The organism is Paracoccus sulfuroxidans, assembly GCF_007830335.1.
Classification (GTDB): domain Bacteria; phylum Pseudomonadota; class Alphaproteobacteria; order Rhodobacterales; family Rhodobacteraceae; genus Paracoccus; species Paracoccus sulfuroxidans.
Genome location: NZ_VLKU01000002.1, coordinates 69,679 through 87,153 on the forward strand (window position 1 = coordinate 69,679; position 17,475 = coordinate 87,153).

A 17,475-nucleotide genomic window follows, 5' to 3' on the forward strand; every position below is an offset into this window, starting at 1 on the left:
GCAAGAGAACAACGACGTGATGACTTGTTGGATCAGTGGGGCAGCGCTTTCACTTCCGTGAGTTTGCACAGGATCGAGTCACAAAGTGCTGTCGCCTCATCGCGCTCTGCATCATCTCGATGTCGAAGGGACCAGGGATCCGCCAATACGGCTTGAATGATTTCGACGACGCTCGTCATCCTACCGGGCAGGCCGTCTAGCTCAACGTACCACCACGTTGACGTAAAATGGACAAACTGATTTCGGAGACCAACTACTATATCGAATGCTTCGCGCTGTTCGGGGCTAACCGCAATTACCCCGCCAGCGCGCTCACGTCTATTGCGCTTTCCGCTAGCAAGATCGAGAAGCACGTGAATTGGCTCCACACCAAAGCGTTTGGGCATCTTGGTTGAAACTGGGTTCGCATGAGCCTCTAGCTTTTGTTCAGCGATATCCTCCCTCAGGGCTCCAATCCCGGCCGTCCCGGACAGCAAACAGATCAGCGCGCTATTCACCGCACATGAAAGCGCTAGCAGGGCCCACTTCCAGCAATGGGGATCCAATTCGGCGCGCGGAATCTGAAAGGCGAGTTCCCGCAGCGAGACGAGAACATCCATGCTTTCGTCCGTCTCAAGCCATACTGCCATTCAGCGCTCCCCTTACAGCGGCCCCGGCCTGCGTTCTTCGGACAGCATCACGTTCGCCTCGACCTGCCCGACGCCCGGCAGGGTCATGATGCGGCGGCGCAGGATGCGTTCGAAATCGGCAATGTCGCGGGCGTTGATGCGCAGGCGATAGTCGAACTGGCCAAGGACGTGCTGGACGGTCTGGACCTCGGGAATGGCGGTCACGGCGCGCTCGAATTCCTCAAGGCTGGTGCGGCCCTTGGCGGCCAGACGGATGCCCAGGAAAACGGTCACGCCAAAGCCAAGGGCGGTCTGGTCGACGCTGATGCGCCGTCCGGCGATCACGCCCGCATCGCTCAGCCGCTTAATGCGCCGCCAGATCGCGGGTTGGGTCATCTGAAGTTCGCGCCCGATATCGGCGGCGCTGCGGGTGGCGTCCGAGGCCAGCAGCTTCAGGATGGCCAGATCGGTCGCATCGGGGGTGGCGGTCCGGTCACTCATAGCGGCAGGGCCTGCACGTTCTTGATGTTGCTGACCAGCATCAGCGCATCCGAGTCGGCCACATGCGGCAGGGTCAGGATGCTTTCGCGATAGATCTGCTGCCAATGCGCCATGTCGCGGGCGATGACCGACAGGCGCAGGTCGACCGAGCCGAGGAAGGTCTGGATCTCGGTCACCTCGGGCACCAGACGGGCGGCGGCGATGAAATCGTCGAAGGCGCGCGGCTCGGTCTTGTCGAGGGTGAAGCGCAGGCTGACCTCGACCTCATAGCCCAGCTTGCGCCAGTCGATGCGGGTCTCGATGGCCTGAATGACGCCCGCCTCGCGCATCCGGTCCAGCCTGCGCCAGAGGCTGGCAGAGGTCACCCCTGCCCGTTCGGCCAGATCGGCGTTCGAGACATCGGGATCGGCCAGAAGTTGACGAAGTATGCGGCGATCGGTGGCGTCAGACATGATTTTTTCACTTCAATGCGTATCTGGTTATTACACTCTCAATCTTTCGACAGAAAGCGCAAAGATTGCACAGAACTCCGCTGGCGCGACTGCTAGAAACGCTGCAGCAAACATGAAAGGACGCCCCGATGCGCGTTTACTACGATCGCGATTGCGATGTGAACCTGATCAAAGACAAGAAAATCGCCATGATCGGCTATGGCTCGCAGGGCCACGCCCATGCGCTGAACCTGCGCGATTCGGGTGCGAAGAACGTCGTCGTCGCGCTGCGCCCGGGCTCGGCCTCGGCCAAGAAGGTCGAAGCCGAAGGCCTGAAGGTCATGGATATCGCCGAAGCCGCGAAATGGGCCGATCTGGTCATGTTCACCATGCCCGACGAGCTGCAGGCCGAAACCTACAAGAAATACGTCCATGACAACCTGAAAGAGGGCGCTGCGATTGCCTTCGCGCATGGTTTGAACGTGCATTTCGGCCTGATCGAGCCGAAGCCCGGCGTGGACGTCATCATGATGGCTCCGAAAGGCCCCGGCCACACGGTTCGCGGCGAATACACCAAAGGCGGCGGCGTGCCCTGCCTGGTCGCAGTTCACCACGACGCAACCGGCAAGGCGATGGACATCGGTCTGTCGTACTGCTCGGCCATCGGTGGCGGCCGCTCGGGCATCATCGAGACCAACTTCCGTCAGGAATGCGAAACGGACCTGTTCGGCGAACAAGCCGTTCTGTGCGGCGGTCTGGTTGAACTGATCCGCATGGGCTTTGAGACGCTGGTCGAAGCTGGCTACGAGCCGGAAATGGCCTATTTCGAGTGCCTGCACGAAGTGAAGCTGATCGTCGACCTGATCTATGAAGGCGGCATCGCGAACATGAACTACTCGATCTCGAACACCGCCGAATATGGCGAATATGTCTCGGGCCCGCGCATTCTGCCCTACGAAGAAACCAAGAAGCGCATGAAAGACGTGCTGACCGACATTCAGTCGGGCAAGTTCGTCCGCGACTTCATGCTGGAAAACTCGGTTGGCCAGCCCTCGTTCAAGGCGACCCGTCGCATCAACGACGAACACCAGATCGAGAAAGTCGGCGAGAAGCTGCGCGCGATGATGCCGTGGATCTCGAAAGGCAAGATGGTCGACAAGACCCGCAACTGATCCCCGTTCAGGGAATGGAAAAGCCCCGCTTTCGCGGGGCTTTTTCGTCTTGGCGGACGGGCTGCGGGGGCAAGGCCGCCCCCGCACCGCAGATCACAGGGCCGATTTGATCTTTTCGGCCGCCTCGGGGCTGACCCAGCCCATCCACATCTCTTCGTTGTTACGCAGGAATTCCTTGGCCCCGTCTTCGCCGGTCGCCTGATTGTCGGTCATCCATGCCATCAGCTTGCTGACGGTGTCATTGGTCCAGTTGCGCTTCGACAGATAGTCGAGCACCGCAGGATCGGCGCTGTCGGCGAAGGGTTTCGCGACCAGCGTCAGCACTTCATCGGGCGGGATCGCGTTGGGCTTCGGATCGGGACAATCCGCGACCGAGGTGCAGCGCTTCCACTCATCCATGTCGACCGGAACGCCCAGATCAACGCGCACCATCTCGTATTTGCCCAGAAGCGAGGTCGGCGCCCAATAGAAGGCCAGCACGCCCTCTTTGGCCTCATAGGCCTTCGCGATGGCCGCATCCAGCGCGGCAGCCGAGCCCGCGCTGACCACGGTGAAGCCCTTGCCTTCCAGATCGAAGGCCTTGGCCAACTGGTTGGTCACGATGGTGCCACCCCAGCCCTCGGGCCCGTTGTAGATCGCGCCTTTCGAGGAATCCTCGGGTGCGGGGAACAGCTCGGGATGCTCCAGCACGCCTTTCAGCGTCGCCAGTTCCGGGTTCGCATCGACCATGTATTTCGGGATGAACCAGCCCTGCTGCCCGCCTTCGGACAGCGAATTGCCGACCGAGACGATCTTGTTCTCGGCCATGCCCGAGGCGAAGACCTCGGGCACCAGACCCACCCAGGCCTCGGGGACGATCTCGGGCGTGCCCTTCTCGACCAGCGAGGTGATCGCGGGAACGGTGTCGCTGGTGGTGATCTCGGCGCTGCAATCATAGCCGTTGTTCAGGATGAACTGGTCCAGATTGGCCAGAACCTCGGCGCTTTGCCAGTTCATGCTGGCGATGGTCAGCTCGCCACAATCTGCAAATGCTGCACCGCCAAGGCAGGCAAGCGGGGCAGCGACGATCGTTGAAAGCAGTAATTTCTTCATTTTCTTCCCTGTTCGCGGCTTTCTGGTGAAACCGACAGGACGCGTGCCACAGAGCGCCGAGTCCCCTTCAGTCTAGCCTCTGAGACCCGTTTGGGAAGATTATTCCGTCAAAGCTTTCCTGCCTCCGCCGTCAGAGAGTTCAGGATCAGCTCGACCCCGCTCATCGCGACATCCAGCGTGTCGCGCTGTGTCAGCAGGTCCAGACGGCGTCCGACACCCAGCGTCAGCGCGCCATGGACCGAGACGAAAAGATGCTCGGCCAGCTTCTCGGCCCGGACGCGGTCCAGATCTCCCGCATGCTCGATCAGCAGATGCGCAAGCTGCAGCTTCAGCCCCTCGATCGTGCCGGTGTACCAGTTCGGAAAGCTTTCCCGTTCGCGGTTGCCGCCGAAGAGCGCGTTCCAGCGGGCAGGATTGTCCTGCATGAAGCAGACATAGCTTTTCGACAGCGCCCGCAGCCGATCCGCCGCGCTGAGGTCCTTGGGAAGCGCCGAAAACAGCAGCGCAACCTCGGCCAAGGTCTCGCGATTGATCTCCATCACGATGTCGGACATCGAGGAAAACACGTTGTAAATCGTCGCGGCAGTATAGTCGATTTCGCGGGCAATGGCGCGGGCGCTAAGCCCCTCCATGCCCTCGCGGTCAAGAATCCCGCGGGCCGCATCAAGAATGGATTGCCGCAGTTCTTCCCGCGGCTGCCGAAGTGGACGGCTCATGACAATCACCTTTTTTAACACTGTTCATAAATAGTGTTGACAGGCAGCCCGGTCAACTGCATGAATTATTGAACGCAGTTCATTAACTAGTGTTTTGTCATGGATAACGAACAGGACCCGACTGACATGAAAGAGTTGAAGCAAGTTGAAACCTCCACGCCGCGCAGGTTTGGCCGCGCCGCGAAGTCGCATTTCAACCCGGCGCGGGGGATGGCACCCGCGCTGCTGCCCTTCCGCCTGATCGGCACCGAGGAAGCACCCGACGAAGAGGTCCAGCCCGAGGAAACGCCGCCCTCGCAGATCACCTGGACCATGGTGCACTGACCTGAAACCAAACGAAAAGGGGCGCCAGAGCGCCCCTTTTTGCTTATTCGTCCATCGGTGCCTGAGTGATTGACACCTTGTCGATGGCGCGGCCATCCATGGCCACGATCTCGAAACTCAGCCCCCCTGCCCGGACCCTGTCGCCTTCATTCGGCAGATGGCCCAGCTGCCACAGGATGAAGCCCGCGAGCGTCGAGTAGCGCTCGGTCTCATCGGACAGATCGACGTCCAGCAATTGCGAGACGCGGCGAATGTCGATCCAGCCATCGACCAGCAGCGAGCCGTCCTCGCGCCGCTCGACGGTCAGCGGGGCCTCGTCCTCATCGGGGAAGTCACCGGCAATCGCCTCAAGCACGTCGGTCGGCGTTGCGATCCCCTCAAGCGAACCGAACTCATCGACGATCACCGCCAGCTGGATCGGCGACAGGCGCAGCTGCTCCATCAGGCGCAGCACGTCGATGCTTTCATGCACGACCAGCGGCTGACGGACCGAGCGCTCCTGATTGATCTTTCCATCGGTCAAAAGATCGCGCAGCAGGTCGCGCACCAGCGCCACGCCGTGGAACTGGTCCAGCGACCCGCGCCCGACCAGAATGCGCGAATGGTTCAGCCCCAGGATCTGTTCGCGGATCTGCTGGTCCTCCATGTCGAGGTCGATCCAGTCGATCTCGGTCCGGGGGGTCATAATCGAGGTCGCGGGGCGGTCGGCCAGACCAAGGACACCCTTGATCATCTCGGTCTCTTCCTGCGCAAAGATCGCCTGTTCGGCCGCCTTGTCGGCGATCACATCGGCAGTCCCGCCCAGCTCGACCTCTCCGCGCTTGCCGCCCAGAAGGCGCAGCACGGCCTCGGCGGTGCGGTCGCGCAAGTCGCCGGTGGTCAGCACCCTTTCGCGGTTGCGCCGCCCGATCTGGTTCAGCGCCTCGATCAGGACCGAGAAGCCGATGGCCGCGTAGAGATAGCCCTTCGGAATGTGGAACCCGAAGCCTTCGACGATCAGCGAGAAGCCGATCATCATCAGGAAGCCAAGGCAAAGGATCACCACCGTCGGGTGGCGCGAGACGAAGGCCATCAGCGGCTTGGCAGAGAGCATCATCACGCCCACCGCGATGATGACCGCAATCATCATCACCGACAGGTGCTTGACCATGCCGACGGCGGTGATGACGCTGTCGAGCGAGAAGACCGCGTCCAGCACGATGATCTGGGCGATCACCTGCCAGAAGACAGCGTGATGCGTGCGTCCCTCTTCCCGGGCAGCGTGGCCCTCCAGCCGCTCGTGCAGCTCCATCGTGCCCTTGAAGAGCAGGAACAGGCCGCCGAAGATCAGGATCAGATCGCGTCCTGAAAACCCGTGGCCAAACATGCTGAACAGCGGTTGCGTCAGTGTCACGATCCAGGCGACCGAGGCCAGCAGCGCCAGCCGCATCAGAAGCGCCAGCATCAGGCCCAGCCTGCGGGCGTTGTCGCGCTGCTCGGGCGGCAGCTTGTCGGCAAGCACCGCGATGAAGACAAGGTTGTCGATGCCCAGCACGATCTCAAGCACGATCAGCGTGGCAAGCCCCGCCCATGCAGCCGGATCGGACATCCATTCGAATAACAAGGTCAACTCCATCGAAGGGGAAGGAACATGCCGCAATCCCCCCGCGCCCATGCGGGCGGGAAGGCTTGACCGAATCGGCGGAACGGCCCGGCGGTGTCGGCGTCAGAGGCAATGGGAAAATGCCCGGCCCCGGTTTCGGACAGCAGGGTGATCGTCATGCGGACGGTCGAAACATGTTCAGAAACAGCGCATCATGGCGGACACGGCAGCGGACAGGCCAAGCCTGCCTGCCTGTAGATCCCTCGTCCGTACTGTCAGGATCGTCGCGGTCGTCGCCGCCTTCGATCTCTGCGCAGCGTCCCGGCATACCCGGAATACTCATCGACCTGCCTTAATGATGCGTCACGGCCAGAATTAAACACAAGGGGGCCGCTGGCAAGCCCTGACGGAGGGCTCAGGCGATTTGTCGCAGAAGCTGTGCGGGGCAAGTCGCACCCTGCCCGCATCTGGCATTGATCCGAGGGCAAGCCTTTGGCATGACTGCGCTGTTCCCGCATGAGCGGTTCATCTTCATCGAAAGGATTCCCCACATGGCCGATATCAAGCGCATCGAAACCGGCACCCGCATGAGCCAGGCCGTCGTGCACAATGGCATCGCCTATCTGGCCGGTCAGGTCGGCGCGCCGGGCGCCTCGGTCGCCGAACAGACCACCGCGATCCTCGCCCAGATCGAGCGTCTTCTGGCCGAATGCGGCACCGACAAGACCCGCATCCTGACCGCGCAGATCTGGATGGCCGACATGGCCCAGTTCGCCGAGATGAACGCCGTCTGGGACGCCTGGGTCGCGCCGGGTCACGCCCCGACCCGTGCGGCAGGCGAATCCGCGCTGGCGACGCCCGACTATCTGGTCGAGATCATCATCACCGCCGCGATCTGATCGCCTCGATGACCGAACGCGCGGCGCGCAGGCCCGGAGCCTCGCCGCCGCGCCCCAGCCGGTCCATCGTCAGGTTCATCGCCTCCAGCTGCGCCTCGCGCGCGGCCGGATCCTCCAGAAGCTGCATCAGCGCGCCCGCCAGCGGTGCAGGCTGGCAGTTCTTGCCCAGAAACTCGGGCACGGCGCGGGTCTCGCTGACCAGATTGACCAGCGTCACCGTATCGACCTTCAAAAGCATCCCGATCAACATGCGGCTGAGCGGCGCCACGTCATAGCCGATCACCATGGGCACGGAATTCGCCGCCAGCTCAAGGCTGACCGTGCCCGAGGCCGCCAGCGCCATATCGGCGGCGGCGAAGGCCACGCGCTTTTGCGCCTCGCCTTCGACCACGATGGGCGCGCTTGGCCAGCTTGCAGTCATTTCGCGCACGAGCCCCGCGACGCCCGGCACGGTCGGCAGGACAACACGGATCTCGGGCACACGGTCGTGGACGCGCTTCAAGGCCTCGTCAAAGCGGGGGCCCAGCCGCGCCACCTCGGTCCGGCGAGAGCCCGGCAGGCACAGGATCAGCGGTGCTTTCGGGGCGATCTGGTGCTCCTGCCGGAAAGCCTCGGCCTCCTCCGGCGTGGCGCGAGGTTCGGTCACGACCGGGTGGCCGACGAAATCGCAGCTCATCCCGGCTGCGCGCATCAGCGGCGGCTCGAAAGGCAGGATCGCCAGCACATGGTCGATCACCCGCGCCATCTTGGCCGCCCGGCCCGAGCGCCAGGCCCAGACCGAGGGCGCAACATAATGGATTGTGCGGAAATCAGAACGCGAGGCGCGGACCAGCCCCGCCACCCGCAGACAGAAATCCGGGCTGTCGATGGTGATCAGCGCATCCGCGCCCGAGGCCAGCACCGCCTCAGCCGTCTGCGCGATCCGCGCCTTCAATGAGCGGTACTTGGGCAGCACCTCCCAGATCCCCATGATCGACAGCTCATCCATCGGGAACAGGCTTTCCAGCCCGCGCGCCGTCATCGCCGGACCGCCGATGCCCTCGAAGGTGACGCCGGGCTCAAGCGTAGCCAGCCCGTCCATCAGCGCCGCACCCAGATTGTCGCCCGATGGCTCGCCCGCGATAATGAAGAACTTCATGGCTGGCCGGTCCTGTTCATGGTTTGCCGCGCAAGGGGCCGCAAGACGCGCCCCCTTTGTCGACCCTCAGGCTGCGATCAGGCGCGGGCCCAAAGGAAAAGGCCGGCGGATTGCGCCGCAGCGATGGTCACGTCGCGCTCAAGCACGATCACGCTGCCCGCCTGCCAGACGATGCCGCCCAGACCCGCGCGCGCGACCTGCGCCACGGTGTCGGGGCCAATGGTCGGCAGGTCGATCCGGCGATCCTGCCCGGGCTTCGGCGCTTTATAAAGCACGCCCTTCGCGCCCTTGGCATCCGGCCGCAACCCGATGTGCTGCCCGACGAATTCCAGCATCGCCTCGGTCCCAGGCAGGCTTTCGACGGCAAGGCAAAGGCCCTGCGCCACGACCGCGCCCTGACCGATGTCAAAGCCGCCAAGGCCTGCGACGATCTCGGCCGCGCGGGCGGCATCCTTGCGGTCGCGTTCAGAGGGTTCACCCGCAAGCACGCCCTCACCCGGCACCAGATCGGGTAGGATTTGATCGACTGTGGCGATATTTAGCCCGCTTTCCTCGAAAACGTCGAGGACCGCGCGTAGTGCCGCATCATCGCCCGACTGCATCGCGCCCACGATGCGTGGCACCAGCGAGGCCGTGCGCGGGTCGAACAGCTCCGGCTCCAGCCGCGGACGGCGGATCGCACCGGCAAAGACGACCGTGCGGACGCCCTTGTCATGCAGCTCATCCAGGAATGGCACCAGCCGTTCCAGCCGGAAGGGGGTTGCCGCAACCTGCGTCTGCAACCCGTCCAGCGCATAGACCAGCGGGGTGCCAAGGGCCTCGGCAATGGCGGGGGCCAGACGCCCCTCGCCCGCGATCAGGGCAATATCGGTCATGAGTGCGGCACCAGGAATGAACGGTCGGAAGGGCCAAGGATGAAGTCAAGCACCTGCCGCTCCATCTCGGAGGTCTCGCCCTCGGCCAGTTCGCGCGCGGTCTCGCGGAAGGAACCGGCAGAGAGACGGGCCAGCATCTCGCGCAGGGCGTGGATGTCGTCGCGCGTGGCTCCGCGCCGCTTCAGCCCGACGATGTTCAGCCCGTCCAGATGGCCGCGCGGGCCATGGACCATGCCGAAGGGGATGACGTCGGCGGTCACCATCGTCAGCGCGCCGATCATTGCGCCGCGTCCGATGCGCACGAATTGATGCACGCCCGCAAGCCCGCCCACGGTCACGTCGTCGCCGATGATGCAATGCCCCGCGATCGAGGCGTTGTTCACCAGCGTCACCCGATCGCCCAGTTGGCAGTCATGGGCGACATGGCTTCCGGCCAGAAACAGCCCGTCATCGCCCACGCGAGTGATGCCGCCGCCGCCTTCGGTGCCGGGGTTCATCGTCACATATTCGCGGATGCGGTTGCGCGCGCCGATGATCAGCTCGGTCTTTTCGCCGCTGAACTTGCGGTCCTGCGGGATCTCTCCGATGGATGAGAAGGGAAACAGCGCACATTCATCGCCAACCGTGGTCTTGCCGGTCACCACCACATGGGATTTCAGCACCACACCGCGACCCAGCCGGACCTCGGGCCCGACGACGCAGAAAGGCCCGATCTCGCAATCGGGGCCGATGACGGCGGCCGGATCGACGACCGCCGAGGGATGAATGCGCGCCTCGCTCATTCCGCCTGCCCTTGCGTCAGCATGGCCATGACTTCGGCTTCGGCGGCGACGCGGTCGCCCACCTTCGCCTCGCAGGCGAATTTCCACACCTTGCCGCCGCCGCGCATGGTTTTGACATGCAGTTCCAGCACATCGCCCGGCACCACTTTCGAGCGGAAGCGACATTTGTCGATGGACATGAAATAGGTGCCCATGCCCTTGTCGGCGAGGTTCATCGTCACGCCGACCAGCACGGCGGCGGTCTGCGCCATCGCCTCGATGATCAGCACGCCCGGCATGACCGGCTCTTGCGGGAAATGGCCCTCGAAATGGGGCTCGTTGACCGTGACGTTCTTCAGGCCGACCGCCGTCTCCATCGGCACGATGTCACGCACCCGGTCGATCAGCAGAAACGGATAGCGATGCGGTATGATCCGCTTGATCTGGAGGATGTCGACCTCGGTCGGTGGCACATAGGTGGTGTCTTCGGCGGCCATGAGCGGTCCTCTTGCACGATTTTTGATTTGCCTAGCAACGCGCCGGGCGGATGGCAAGTTTCACGCTTGCTCATCAGGGGTTGCGGGGCGACCCCAGCCGCGCCCTTCCAGCAGCCAGCCGGTCAGCGCCAGCCCCGCGATCAGCAGAAGCCAGGCCCAGTCGGGCAGGATCGGCCTGTGGGTCTGGCCGCTGATCGTCTCGGCCTCACGCGGGGTGATGGCGATCCAGTCCCCGCCCACGCCCTCGCCGAATGCGGGGCGGCCCTCGCGCACCGTGCGGATCGAGGGGACGCCATCGGACAGCCGCAAAACGCCGCCCATGGTCTGTCCCGCCAGAGGCTCCAGCCGGTCAGGTGTGGCCACGGTCTCTTCGAATTCGCGCGGAGCGGCGGGACCAACGGCGATGACGCGCGTGATGTCACCATCGACCAGCCGGTAAAGGCCCGGCCCGGGCGGCACCCATTCGGCGGTGAAACGGCCGGGCCCTGCCTCGGTCAGCGGCAGCTCATGCGCGAAATCGTCGGGCCCGGTGATGCGCACGGGTCCGGCGCTGTCCTTCATCGTGCGGCGCGTGACCGTCACCGAAAGATCATGCGAGACATCGGCCAGCAGGGCTTCTTCCTCAAGCTCGGGCTCTTTCATCGACCAATGCGCGATGCGCCGCAGCAGCTCGAGCTGCGGTCCCCCGCCCTCAAAGCCGCGCCCCCAGAGCCAGACCTGATCCGAGGTCAGCTGCGCCACGCGGCCCTTGCCCACGCGGTTCAGGATCAAGAGCGGCTCATCCTCCATGCCCTTCATCACCACCTGCGCATTCGGGGAGGGGATGCTTTGCGACATGCGCAGCCAGCGGCCCCAATGGCCATCCTGTTCATCCTCGGAAGGTGCGCCCGGCAGGCCCGAGGTCACCGGATGGCGCATGCCCTCGTCGGTCAGCTGCGGCAGGAACGGACCCGACATGATGCGCCCCGTAGGCCGCGCGGGCAGGATCGCCCCCAGAGGCGACAGGTTCAGGCTTTCGACGCTGGACATCTCGGGCCCGGCCGAGACCAGAATCGCGCCGCCCTCTTCGACGAACTGGCGCACGTTTTCGTAATAGACCGGCAGCAGGATCCCCTGCACCGAGTAGCGGTCGAAGATGATCAGGTCGAAATCGCGGATCCGTTCCATGAACAGCTCCTGCGTCGGGAAGGCGATCAGCGACATTTCCTGCACCGGCACCATGTCCAGCTTGTCGGGCGAACGCAGGATGGTGAAATGGATCAGATCGACATTCGCGTCCGATTTCAGCAGGTTGCGCCATGTTCTTTCACCGGCATGCGGCTCACCCGAGACCAACAGCACGCGCAGACGGTCGCGCACGCCCTGGATCTGCACGGCGGCGGCATTGTTGCGGTCGGTCAGCTCGGGCGGGGTGGCCTCTGGCGCATCGAAGCTGATCGAGACGACGTTCTGCCCCGCATGTTCCGGCGTGATCGGCAGATCCAGCGGAACGCCCGGAGGCAGGTCCAGCTGGCGTTCATTGTCGCCATCGACCGAGATGCGCAGACGCGCGGGCTGCCCTGCGACCGAGGCCGGGACATTGCCCTGATCCTCGATCCGCAGGCGGATGTTCACCGATTGGCCGATCAGCCCATAGGTCGGGGCCTCTTCGATGACCAGCCGCCGGTCCCAATCCTCGGGCTGGCCGGTCAGCAGGGTGTGCACCGGCGCGGGCGCGGTTGCGGGCAGCATGGGCATGTCATGCAAAAGCCCGTCGGTCACGTTGATGACGCCCGCCAGCCGGGCCTCCGGCTCGGCGGCAAGGGCGCGCGACAGGGCCGTGCCCAGCAGCGTGCCGTCGTCATCGTCATCGCCCACGGTCACGCGGCGGATTTCGGTATTGGGGATCGCCTCCAGCCGCCGGGTCAGCTCATCGACGGCCTCATCGGTCTGGGCGCTGCGCCCCGGCAGCGCCTGACTGGCCGAGCGGTCGTCCAGCAGGATGACGATATCGCTCAGCTTGTTGCTGGTCCCCGATTGCAGCGCGGGCCCCGACAAAGCCAACGCGGCGGCCAGCCCCGCAAGGCCGCGCCACAGCCAGCCGCGCAGGCCGCGCCACAGCGCCCAAAGTGCCACCAGCAGCGCCAGCGCGGCCAAAGCCGCCAGAATGGGCCAGGGCAGGACGGGATCGAAGGCAAGGCCGGTCATTCTGCCGTCTCTCCCTCTTTCAGCCGCTCCAGCAGGGCGGGCACGTGGACCTGATCGGATTTATAGTTCCCGGTCAGCACATACATCATCAGGTTCACCCCGAAGCGGTAGGCCATTTCGCGCTGCCGCTCGCCCTCGAAACTGGCGCCGACGGTGAAGCTGGGAAGCCCGCGCTTGTCGATGGCCCAGGCCTCGGCCCAGGCATTGCCGCCGATGATGACGGGCGAGACACCGTCGTTGAGGTTGCGGAAGGGCACGCCCTCGGTCGCGACGGCATCTGCGGGCGGCGCCTCGGCCCAGACGCGATTGCCCTGGTAACGGCCGGGGAAATCCTCCAGCAGATAGAAGGTCCGGGTCAGCACGTGATCGGCCGGGATCGGTGCCAGCGGCGGGATATCCAACGGGGCCGCCAGCGCCTGCAGCGCCGCCGAACCGTCCGGCCCGCCCAAACCCGCGATATCTCCGTCGCGCGTGTCGAAGAGGATCAGCCCGCCCGAGCGCAGATAATGGTTCAGCCGCGCATAGGCCGCAGCCGAGGGCGCGGTCTGGCTGTCGGTGATTGGCCAGTAAAGGAAGGTCAACAGCGACAGGTCGTCTTCATCAAGGTTGATGCCGATGGGCTCGCCCGGCTCAACGGAAGTGCGCTGCGTCAGCACCTCGGATAGCCCCCGAAGCCCGGCCTCCGAGGCCCGGTCGGCCTCTTCATCGCCGGTCACCACATAGGCGAGCGCCACCTCATCCGCCGCGCGCACCAGCCGCGGGTCAGGCTCGGCGTCCTGCGCGAGAGACGGGCCCGGCAGGGCAAGGCTGGCGAAAAGCGCGACGGCCAGTTTGCGAAGCAGGTTCATGCCGCAACCCTCCCGCCCCGGCCCCGCGCCAGAAAGGCGCTGCCAAGGGCATCCGCCGCAAGCAGAAGTGCGGCCAGCGCGATGAGCCAGCCGCGCAGGCTGAGGCCCGGCGCGGTGGTGGCGCTTTCGACCGTCGCGCCCGGCCAATCGGCCAGCGCGATGGGGCCGCCCGCGTTCAGCGCGGCGCGACGTTCCGAGGCTTCGTAAAGCCCGGCAGGCGCGCCCGGATGCGGCCCCTTGGCGAAATCGACGGCCGCGACGGGCGAGAGATCGCCCGGCCCACCCGCGCGACCGAATCCGTCCAGCACCAGTCGCGGCGTCCAGAAGGGCTGCTCGGCGCTTTCGGCATCCAGGGTCAGTTCCTGCGTGCGGGCGCTTTGCACCAGCCGGTCCAGCATCTGCACGAAAAGGCCCGAGATCGGCAGGTTCGACCATTCGGCATTGGCGGTGGTGTGGAACAGAACGATCTGCCCCTCGCCCTCCGCCGCGCGGGTGACCAGCGGCGTCCCGTCGCTGAGCTTGGCAATCGTCGCGCTCGCCAGTTCGGGCGATGGCTCGGCCAGAAGCTGGGCGCGCACTGTGGCATCGGCGGGTGGCGTCAGGCCTGCGAACAGCCCGTCGGTCGCGAAAGCGGAAATCCCACGCGGATCGCCCCAGCTGAGCGCGCCACCCACGTCGCGGCCCCCTGCCCGCAGGCGGACCGGCAGCAAAGGCTCGGTCCCCAGCTTCTCATCCGCGCCCATGCGGGGCCCGGCAAAGCGGACCAGCAGGCCGCCCTCCTGCACCCAGGCGTCCAGCCCATGCTCATCACCGGGCACCAGTTGATCGGTCATGATGACCACATCGGGCGCGGCCTGAAGCACGTCGGCAAGGCTGCCCTCGACCAGATCGGTCGTCGGCGACAGCGCCCGGCGCAGATAGTAAAGCGGCGACAGCAGCCGCTGTCCTTCGCTGACCCGGTCGTCACCCACCAGCGCGACCTTGCGGCGGCGCACGCGGTCATCGGCCAGCACGACGGCACCGGCCGAGGGCTCTCCCATGATCTCGAAACGGGTGATGCGGTTACGCAGCTCAGAGGGCAGGTCGATCGGAATGGTGCGGGTGGTAATCCCGGCCTCGGTCGCGGGCTCACCCGGGGTCAGCCGCGCCAGCTCCCGCTCGATCCCCAGAGGGTCGGGGCCGACCGCGCGAACGACCGGCGGCTCGCCCGCATCGGTCGTGCGCAGGCGCAGTGCGGGATGATCGCCGCTGACCAGCTCCAGCGAGGCGCGCCCGCGCAGGGGCGGAATGACCGAGACCTGCCCGCGCGCCTCGAGTGCGGCCAGCAGTTCGGCCCGGCCCGGGTGGTCCAGCCCGTCGCTGAGCCACAGGACCTGCAGTCCGGTTTCGGGGGCGGCGGCCAGCGCCTCGTCAAGGTCTTCGGGATATTGCGACTGCCAGGAGACGGGCGTCGCCGCACGCAGCCTTGCAGGCAGCTCGGTCGCGGGCAGGAAGGGCAACTGCCCCCCGGCACGTCCATCGGCCAGCAGAAGTGCCGCCGGTTGCCCGGCAGATCCCGCGCGGTCAAGCGCGCGAAGGGCGCGGGTCTGCCGCTCGGCCCAGTCGGGGGCAGCGGCCCAGCCTGCGTCCATCACGATCAGCACCGGCCCGCCAAGGCCCTGATCGGCGGCGGGTTTCCAGACCGGCCCGGCAAAGCCCAGGATCAGCGCCGCGATGGCCAGCACGCGCAACAGCAGCAGCCACCAGGGCGTGTGCCGCGCGACTGGATGCGGATCAGTGAGGCCCTTCAGCAGCCGCGTGCCCGGAAAACGCACGAGCTTGGGTGAGGGCGGCATGGCCCGCAGGATCAACCAGATCACCGGCAGCGTCACCAGCGCCGACAGGATCCAGGGCGTCGCAAAGCCAAGCGGTCCAAGAAGCAGCATCAGCCCTCCAACACCGACCAAAGCCACATCAGCGCCTGACCGGGCGCGGCGGCGGTGTCATGGGTTCCGAAATGCCAGCCCGCCTGATCGGCGGCCCGCGTCAGATGCGCGCGGCGGTCCTTCAGCCGCGCCAGATAGGCCGCGCGCAGCCCCCCCGCATCGCGCGTGTCATGGGTGGCCGCACCGCTGCCCGAGCGGAAAAGCACCGCCCCCTGATAGGGGAACGCCTCTTCATCGGGGTCAAGGACCTGCAACAGCGCGCCCCGGACACCCATGGCGGCCGCCTGCTCCAGCATGGCGACCACGGGCGCGGGATCGCCCAGAAAATCATCAAGCACGATCATCCGCTGACCGGGGCGCAGCGTGCCGACGGGCAACGGATCGTCATCGCCCGGCTGCACGGCGTGGCGCAGCAGATCCTCAGCGATGCGGTCGCCCTGCGTGCGGCCCAGTCGCGGCGGCTGGCCCGCCAGCGCCACCCGATCGCCCGCATTCAGCAGCGCGAGCCCCAGAGCCAGCGCCAGAAGCCGCGCGCGATTGAGCTTGGTTGGACGGTCGGGACCGCCGCTGAAATCCATCCCCTGTCCGGCCGACACCCACAGCACTGCCGATTGCGCCTGCTGTGCCTCGCGGTCGCGGACATATTGCGCATCGGTCCGGGCCGAGCGGCGCCAGTCGATGCTGCGCACCGCGTCCCCGGAACTGGCCGGGCGGTATTGCCAGAAATCCTCGCCCGTGCCCGCACGCCTTTGGCCATGCGCGCCCATGACCAGCGCCGCCGCCAGCCGTTCGGCCGAAAGAAGCAGCGTCGGAAGACCCGCCGCAGCGGCCTCGGCCTCGGCGCGAAGCTGTCCGGGCGTCAAGCTCACGCCGCGGCCCGCATCCGATCGCCGAGCAGGCGCTGGATCACCGAATCGACCGTCTCGCCGCGCGCGCGGGCCGCGAAGGACAGCGCCATGCGGTGGCGCAGGACGGGCGCGGCCATCGCCTCGACATCGTCGAGCGTCGGGGCAAAGCGGCCGTTCAGCGCCGCCCGTGCCCGCGTGACCAGCATCAGGGCCTGCGCGGCGCGGGGACCGGGGCCCCAGGCCAGCGTGCCCTCGATCCAGTCGGGGGCCTCGGCCTCGCCCGCACGGGCCGAGCGGACCAGATCCAGGATTGCGTTCAGCACCGACTCCCCGACCGGCATGCGGCGGATCAGGTCCTGCGCCATCTGCAGCGAGTCCGGGTCGAAGACCGCATGCGCCTCTTGCTGCAGAACGCCGGTCGTGGCCAGCAGGATCTCGCGCTCGGTGTCGCGGTCGGGGTAACCCACATCGATCTGCAGAAGGAAACGGTCAAGCTGGGCCTCGGGCAGCGGATAGGTGCCCTCTTGCTCGATCGGGTTCTGGGTCGCCAGAACATGGAAGGGGCGGCCCAGCGGGCGGTGTTCGCCGCTGATCGTGACCTCGCCTTCCTGCATGGCCTGCAGCAGCGCGGATTGGGTGCGGGGGCTGGCGCGGTTGATCTCATCGGCCATCAACAGGCGGGTGAAGACCGGGCCTTCGATGAAGCGGAAACTGCGGGTGCCGTCGGGGCGCACGTCCAGCACCTCGGAGCCCAGAATATCGGCTGGCATCAGGTCGGGGGTGAACTGGATGCGGTTGCTGTCGAGCCCCAGCACGGTCGAGAGCGTATCGACCAGCATCGTCTTGCCCAGGCCCGGCTGTCCGACCAGCAGCGCGTGCCCGCCCGACAGGATCGCGGCCAGCACCTGCTCGACGACCGCATGCTGGCCGACGAAGCGCCGCTCGACGCTGGTCCTTGCCTCGGCAAGCCGCGCCGTCAGGTTCTGCACGTCGTTCACCAGTTTATGATCGTCAGCCATGACAAAGCCCTTATACTGCTCTAGGACAGCATAAAGAGAGCACAAGCGGGTC

18 protein-coding genes are annotated in these 17,475 nt (G+C 65.7%); 3 read left to right on the forward strand and 15 right to left on the reverse strand.

Annotated features, from left to right (window positions below):
* Nucleotides 1-32: 32 nt before the first annotated feature.
* From IQ24_RS02830 to IQ24_RS02840, 3 genes are read right to left on the reverse strand one after another with little or no spacing between them, the layout of a single operon-like run.
* Nucleotides 33-629 carry a hypothetical protein gene (locus IQ24_RS02830; protein WP_145396217.1) on the reverse strand — a complete coding sequence of 199 codons (597 nt, stop codon included), beginning with the start codon at nt 627-629 and terminating at the stop codon, nt 33-35.
* A gap of 12 nt (nt 630-641) precedes the next feature.
* The gene (locus IQ24_RS02835) at nt 642-1,109 is read right to left on the reverse strand and encodes an Lrp/AsnC family transcriptional regulator (RefSeq protein WP_145396218.1); all 468 of its coding nucleotides are present in this window, start codon (nt 1,107-1,109) and stop codon (nt 642-644) included.
* Nucleotides 1,106-1,561, reverse strand: a complete 456-nt coding sequence (locus IQ24_RS02840) for an Lrp/AsnC family transcriptional regulator (RefSeq protein ID WP_145396220.1) — start codon at nt 1,559-1,561, stop codon at nt 1,106-1,108. The genes IQ24_RS02835 and IQ24_RS02840 overlap by 4 nt, the downstream gene beginning before the upstream one ends.
* Nucleotides 1,562-1,689: 128 nt before the next feature.
* Between IQ24_RS02840 and ilvC the strand changes: the two genes are divergently transcribed.
* Complete coding sequence (gene ilvC / locus IQ24_RS02845; RefSeq protein ID WP_145396222.1) at nt 1,690-2,712, forward strand: ketol-acid reductoisomerase; 1,023 nt, start codon at nt 1,690-1,692, stop codon at nt 2,710-2,712.
* A gap of 93 nt (nt 2,713-2,805) precedes the next feature.
* On the opposite strand, the gene IQ24_RS02850 is transcribed toward ilvC, so the two are convergent.
* Nucleotides 2,806-3,804, reverse strand: coding sequence for a glycine betaine ABC transporter substrate-binding protein (locus IQ24_RS02850; protein ID WP_145396224.1), 999 nt, complete (start codon nt 3,802-3,804; stop codon nt 2,806-2,808).
* 107 nt (nt 3,805-3,911) lie between these two features.
* Complete coding sequence (locus tag IQ24_RS02855) at nt 3,912-4,520, reverse strand: TetR/AcrR family transcriptional regulator (RefSeq protein WP_145396226.1); 609 nt, start codon at nt 4,518-4,520, stop codon at nt 3,912-3,914.
* Nucleotides 4,521-4,646: 126 nt separating this feature from the next.
* Here IQ24_RS02855 and IQ24_RS02860 point away from each other — a divergent pair, with 126 nt between their 5' ends.
* Nucleotides 4,647-4,844 carry a hypothetical protein gene (locus IQ24_RS02860; protein WP_145396228.1) on the forward strand — a complete coding sequence of 66 codons (198 nt, stop codon included), beginning with the start codon at nt 4,647-4,649 and terminating at the stop codon, nt 4,842-4,844.
* A 43-nt stretch (nt 4,845-4,887) separates the two neighbouring features.
* On the opposite strand, the gene IQ24_RS02865 is transcribed toward IQ24_RS02860, so the two are convergent.
* The gene (locus IQ24_RS02865; protein ID WP_145396230.1) at nt 4,888-6,447 is read right to left on the reverse strand and encodes a TerC family protein; all 1,560 of its coding nucleotides are present in this window, start codon (nt 6,445-6,447) and stop codon (nt 4,888-4,890) included.
* A gap of 530 nt (nt 6,448-6,977) precedes the next feature.
* Between IQ24_RS02865 and IQ24_RS02870 the strand changes: the two genes are divergently transcribed.
* Nucleotides 6,978-7,325: a RidA family protein gene (locus IQ24_RS02870; protein ID WP_145396232.1), complete on the forward strand. Its 348-nt coding sequence runs from the start codon at nt 6,978-6,980 to the stop codon at nt 7,323-7,325.
* Here the strand turns inward: IQ24_RS02870 and lpxB are convergent.
* The 9 genes from lpxB to IQ24_RS02910 form a co-directional block, all read right to left on the reverse strand.
* On the reverse strand, nt 7,309-8,463 hold the full coding sequence (gene lpxB / locus IQ24_RS02875) for a lipid-A-disaccharide synthase (protein ID WP_145396234.1): 1,155 nt from the start codon (nt 8,461-8,463) through the stop codon (nt 7,309-7,311). The genes IQ24_RS02870 and lpxB overlap by 17 nt on opposite strands.
* A gap of 77 nt (nt 8,464-8,540) precedes the next feature.
* Nucleotides 8,541-9,338, reverse strand: a complete 798-nt coding sequence (locus tag IQ24_RS02880) for an LpxI family protein (RefSeq protein ID WP_145396236.1) — start codon at nt 9,336-9,338, stop codon at nt 8,541-8,543.
* Nucleotides 9,335-10,120, reverse strand: coding sequence for an acyl-ACP--UDP-N-acetylglucosamine O-acyltransferase (gene lpxA / locus IQ24_RS02885; RefSeq protein WP_145396238.1), 786 nt, complete (start codon nt 10,118-10,120; stop codon nt 9,335-9,337). The genes IQ24_RS02880 and lpxA overlap by 4 nt, the downstream gene beginning before the upstream one ends.
* The gene (gene fabZ, locus IQ24_RS02890; RefSeq protein WP_145396241.1) at nt 10,117-10,596 is read right to left on the reverse strand and encodes a 3-hydroxyacyl-ACP dehydratase FabZ; all 480 of its coding nucleotides are present in this window, start codon (nt 10,594-10,596) and stop codon (nt 10,117-10,119) included. Before fabZ ends, lpxA begins: the two co-directional genes overlap by 4 nt.
* A gap of 60 nt (nt 10,597-10,656) precedes the next feature.
* Nucleotides 10,657-12,783: a hypothetical protein gene (locus IQ24_RS02895; protein ID WP_145396243.1), complete on the reverse strand. Its 2,127-nt coding sequence runs from the start codon at nt 12,781-12,783 to the stop codon at nt 10,657-10,659.
* A complete protein-coding gene (locus IQ24_RS20550; RefSeq protein WP_338419450.1) occupies nt 12,780-13,631 on the reverse strand; it encodes a DUF4159 domain-containing protein in 852 nt (283 codons plus the stop codon). The genes IQ24_RS02895 and IQ24_RS20550 overlap by 4 nt, the downstream gene beginning before the upstream one ends.
* Nucleotides 13,628-15,556 carry a BatA domain-containing protein gene (locus tag IQ24_RS02900; protein WP_338419451.1) on the reverse strand — a complete coding sequence of 643 codons (1,929 nt, stop codon included), beginning with the start codon at nt 15,554-15,556 and terminating at the stop codon, nt 13,628-13,630. Before IQ24_RS02900 ends, IQ24_RS20550 begins: the two co-directional genes overlap by 4 nt.
* A complete protein-coding gene (locus IQ24_RS02905) occupies nt 15,556-16,425 on the reverse strand; it encodes a DUF58 domain-containing protein (protein ID WP_145396245.1) in 870 nt (289 codons plus the stop codon). The genes IQ24_RS02900 and IQ24_RS02905 overlap by 1 nt, the downstream gene beginning before the upstream one ends.
* On the reverse strand, nt 16,422-17,423 hold the full coding sequence (locus tag IQ24_RS02910) for an AAA family ATPase (protein WP_145396247.1): 1,002 nt from the start codon (nt 17,421-17,423) through the stop codon (nt 16,422-16,424). Before IQ24_RS02910 ends, IQ24_RS02905 begins: the two co-directional genes overlap by 4 nt.
* Nucleotides 17,424-17,475 lie beyond the last annotated feature (52 nt).

Bases quoted from the DNA above. Each gene is read 5' to 3' on its own strand.
- IQ24_RS02830 (WP_145396217.1), bottom strand. From the start codon at position 629: ATGGCAGTATGGCTTGAGACGGACGAAAGCATGGATGTTCTCGTCTCG.
- IQ24_RS02835 (WP_145396218.1), bottom strand. From the start codon at position 1,109: ATGAGTGACCGGACCGCCACCCCCGATGCGACCGATCTGGCCATCCTG.
- IQ24_RS02840 (WP_145396220.1), bottom strand. From the start codon at position 1,561: ATGTCTGACGCCACCGATCGCCGCATACTTCGTCAACTTCTGGCCGAT.
- ilvC (WP_145396222.1), top strand. From the start codon at position 1,690: ATGCGCGTTTACTACGATCGCGATTGCGATGTGAACCTGATCAAAGAC.
- IQ24_RS02850 (WP_145396224.1), bottom strand. From the start codon at position 3,804: ATGAAGAAATTACTGCTTTCAACGATCGTCGCTGCCCCGCTTGCCTGC.
- IQ24_RS02855 (WP_145396226.1), bottom strand. From the start codon at position 4,520: ATGAGCCGTCCACTTCGGCAGCCGCGGGAAGAACTGCGGCAATCCATT.
- IQ24_RS02860 (WP_145396228.1), top strand. From the start codon at position 4,647: ATGAAAGAGTTGAAGCAAGTTGAAACCTCCACGCCGCGCAGGTTTGGC.
- IQ24_RS02870 (WP_145396232.1), top strand. From the start codon at position 6,978: ATGGCCGATATCAAGCGCATCGAAACCGGCACCCGCATGAGCCAGGCC.
- lpxB (WP_145396234.1), bottom strand. From the start codon at position 8,463: ATGAAGTTCTTCATTATCGCGGGCGAGCCATCGGGCGACAATCTGGGT.
- IQ24_RS02880 (WP_145396236.1), bottom strand. From the start codon at position 9,338: ATGACCGATATTGCCCTGATCGCGGGCGAGGGGCGTCTGGCCCCCGCC.
- lpxA (WP_145396238.1), bottom strand. From the start codon at position 10,120: ATGAGCGAGGCGCGCATTCATCCCTCGGCGGTCGTCGATCCGGCCGCC.
- fabZ (WP_145396241.1), bottom strand. From the start codon at position 10,596: ATGGCCGCCGAAGACACCACCTATGTGCCACCGACCGAGGTCGACATC.
- IQ24_RS02895 (WP_145396243.1), bottom strand. From the start codon at position 12,783: ATGACCGGCCTTGCCTTCGATCCCGTCCTGCCCTGGCCCATTCTGGCG.
- IQ24_RS20550 (WP_338419450.1), bottom strand. From the start codon at position 13,631: ATGAACCTGCTTCGCAAACTGGCCGTCGCGCTTTTCGCCAGCCTTGCC.
- IQ24_RS02900 (WP_338419451.1), bottom strand. From the start codon at position 15,556: ATGCTGCTTCTTGGACCGCTTGGCTTTGCGACGCCCTGGATCCTGTCG.
- IQ24_RS02910 (WP_145396247.1), bottom strand. From the start codon at position 17,423: ATGGCTGACGATCATAAACTGGTGAACGACGTGCAGAACCTGACGGCG.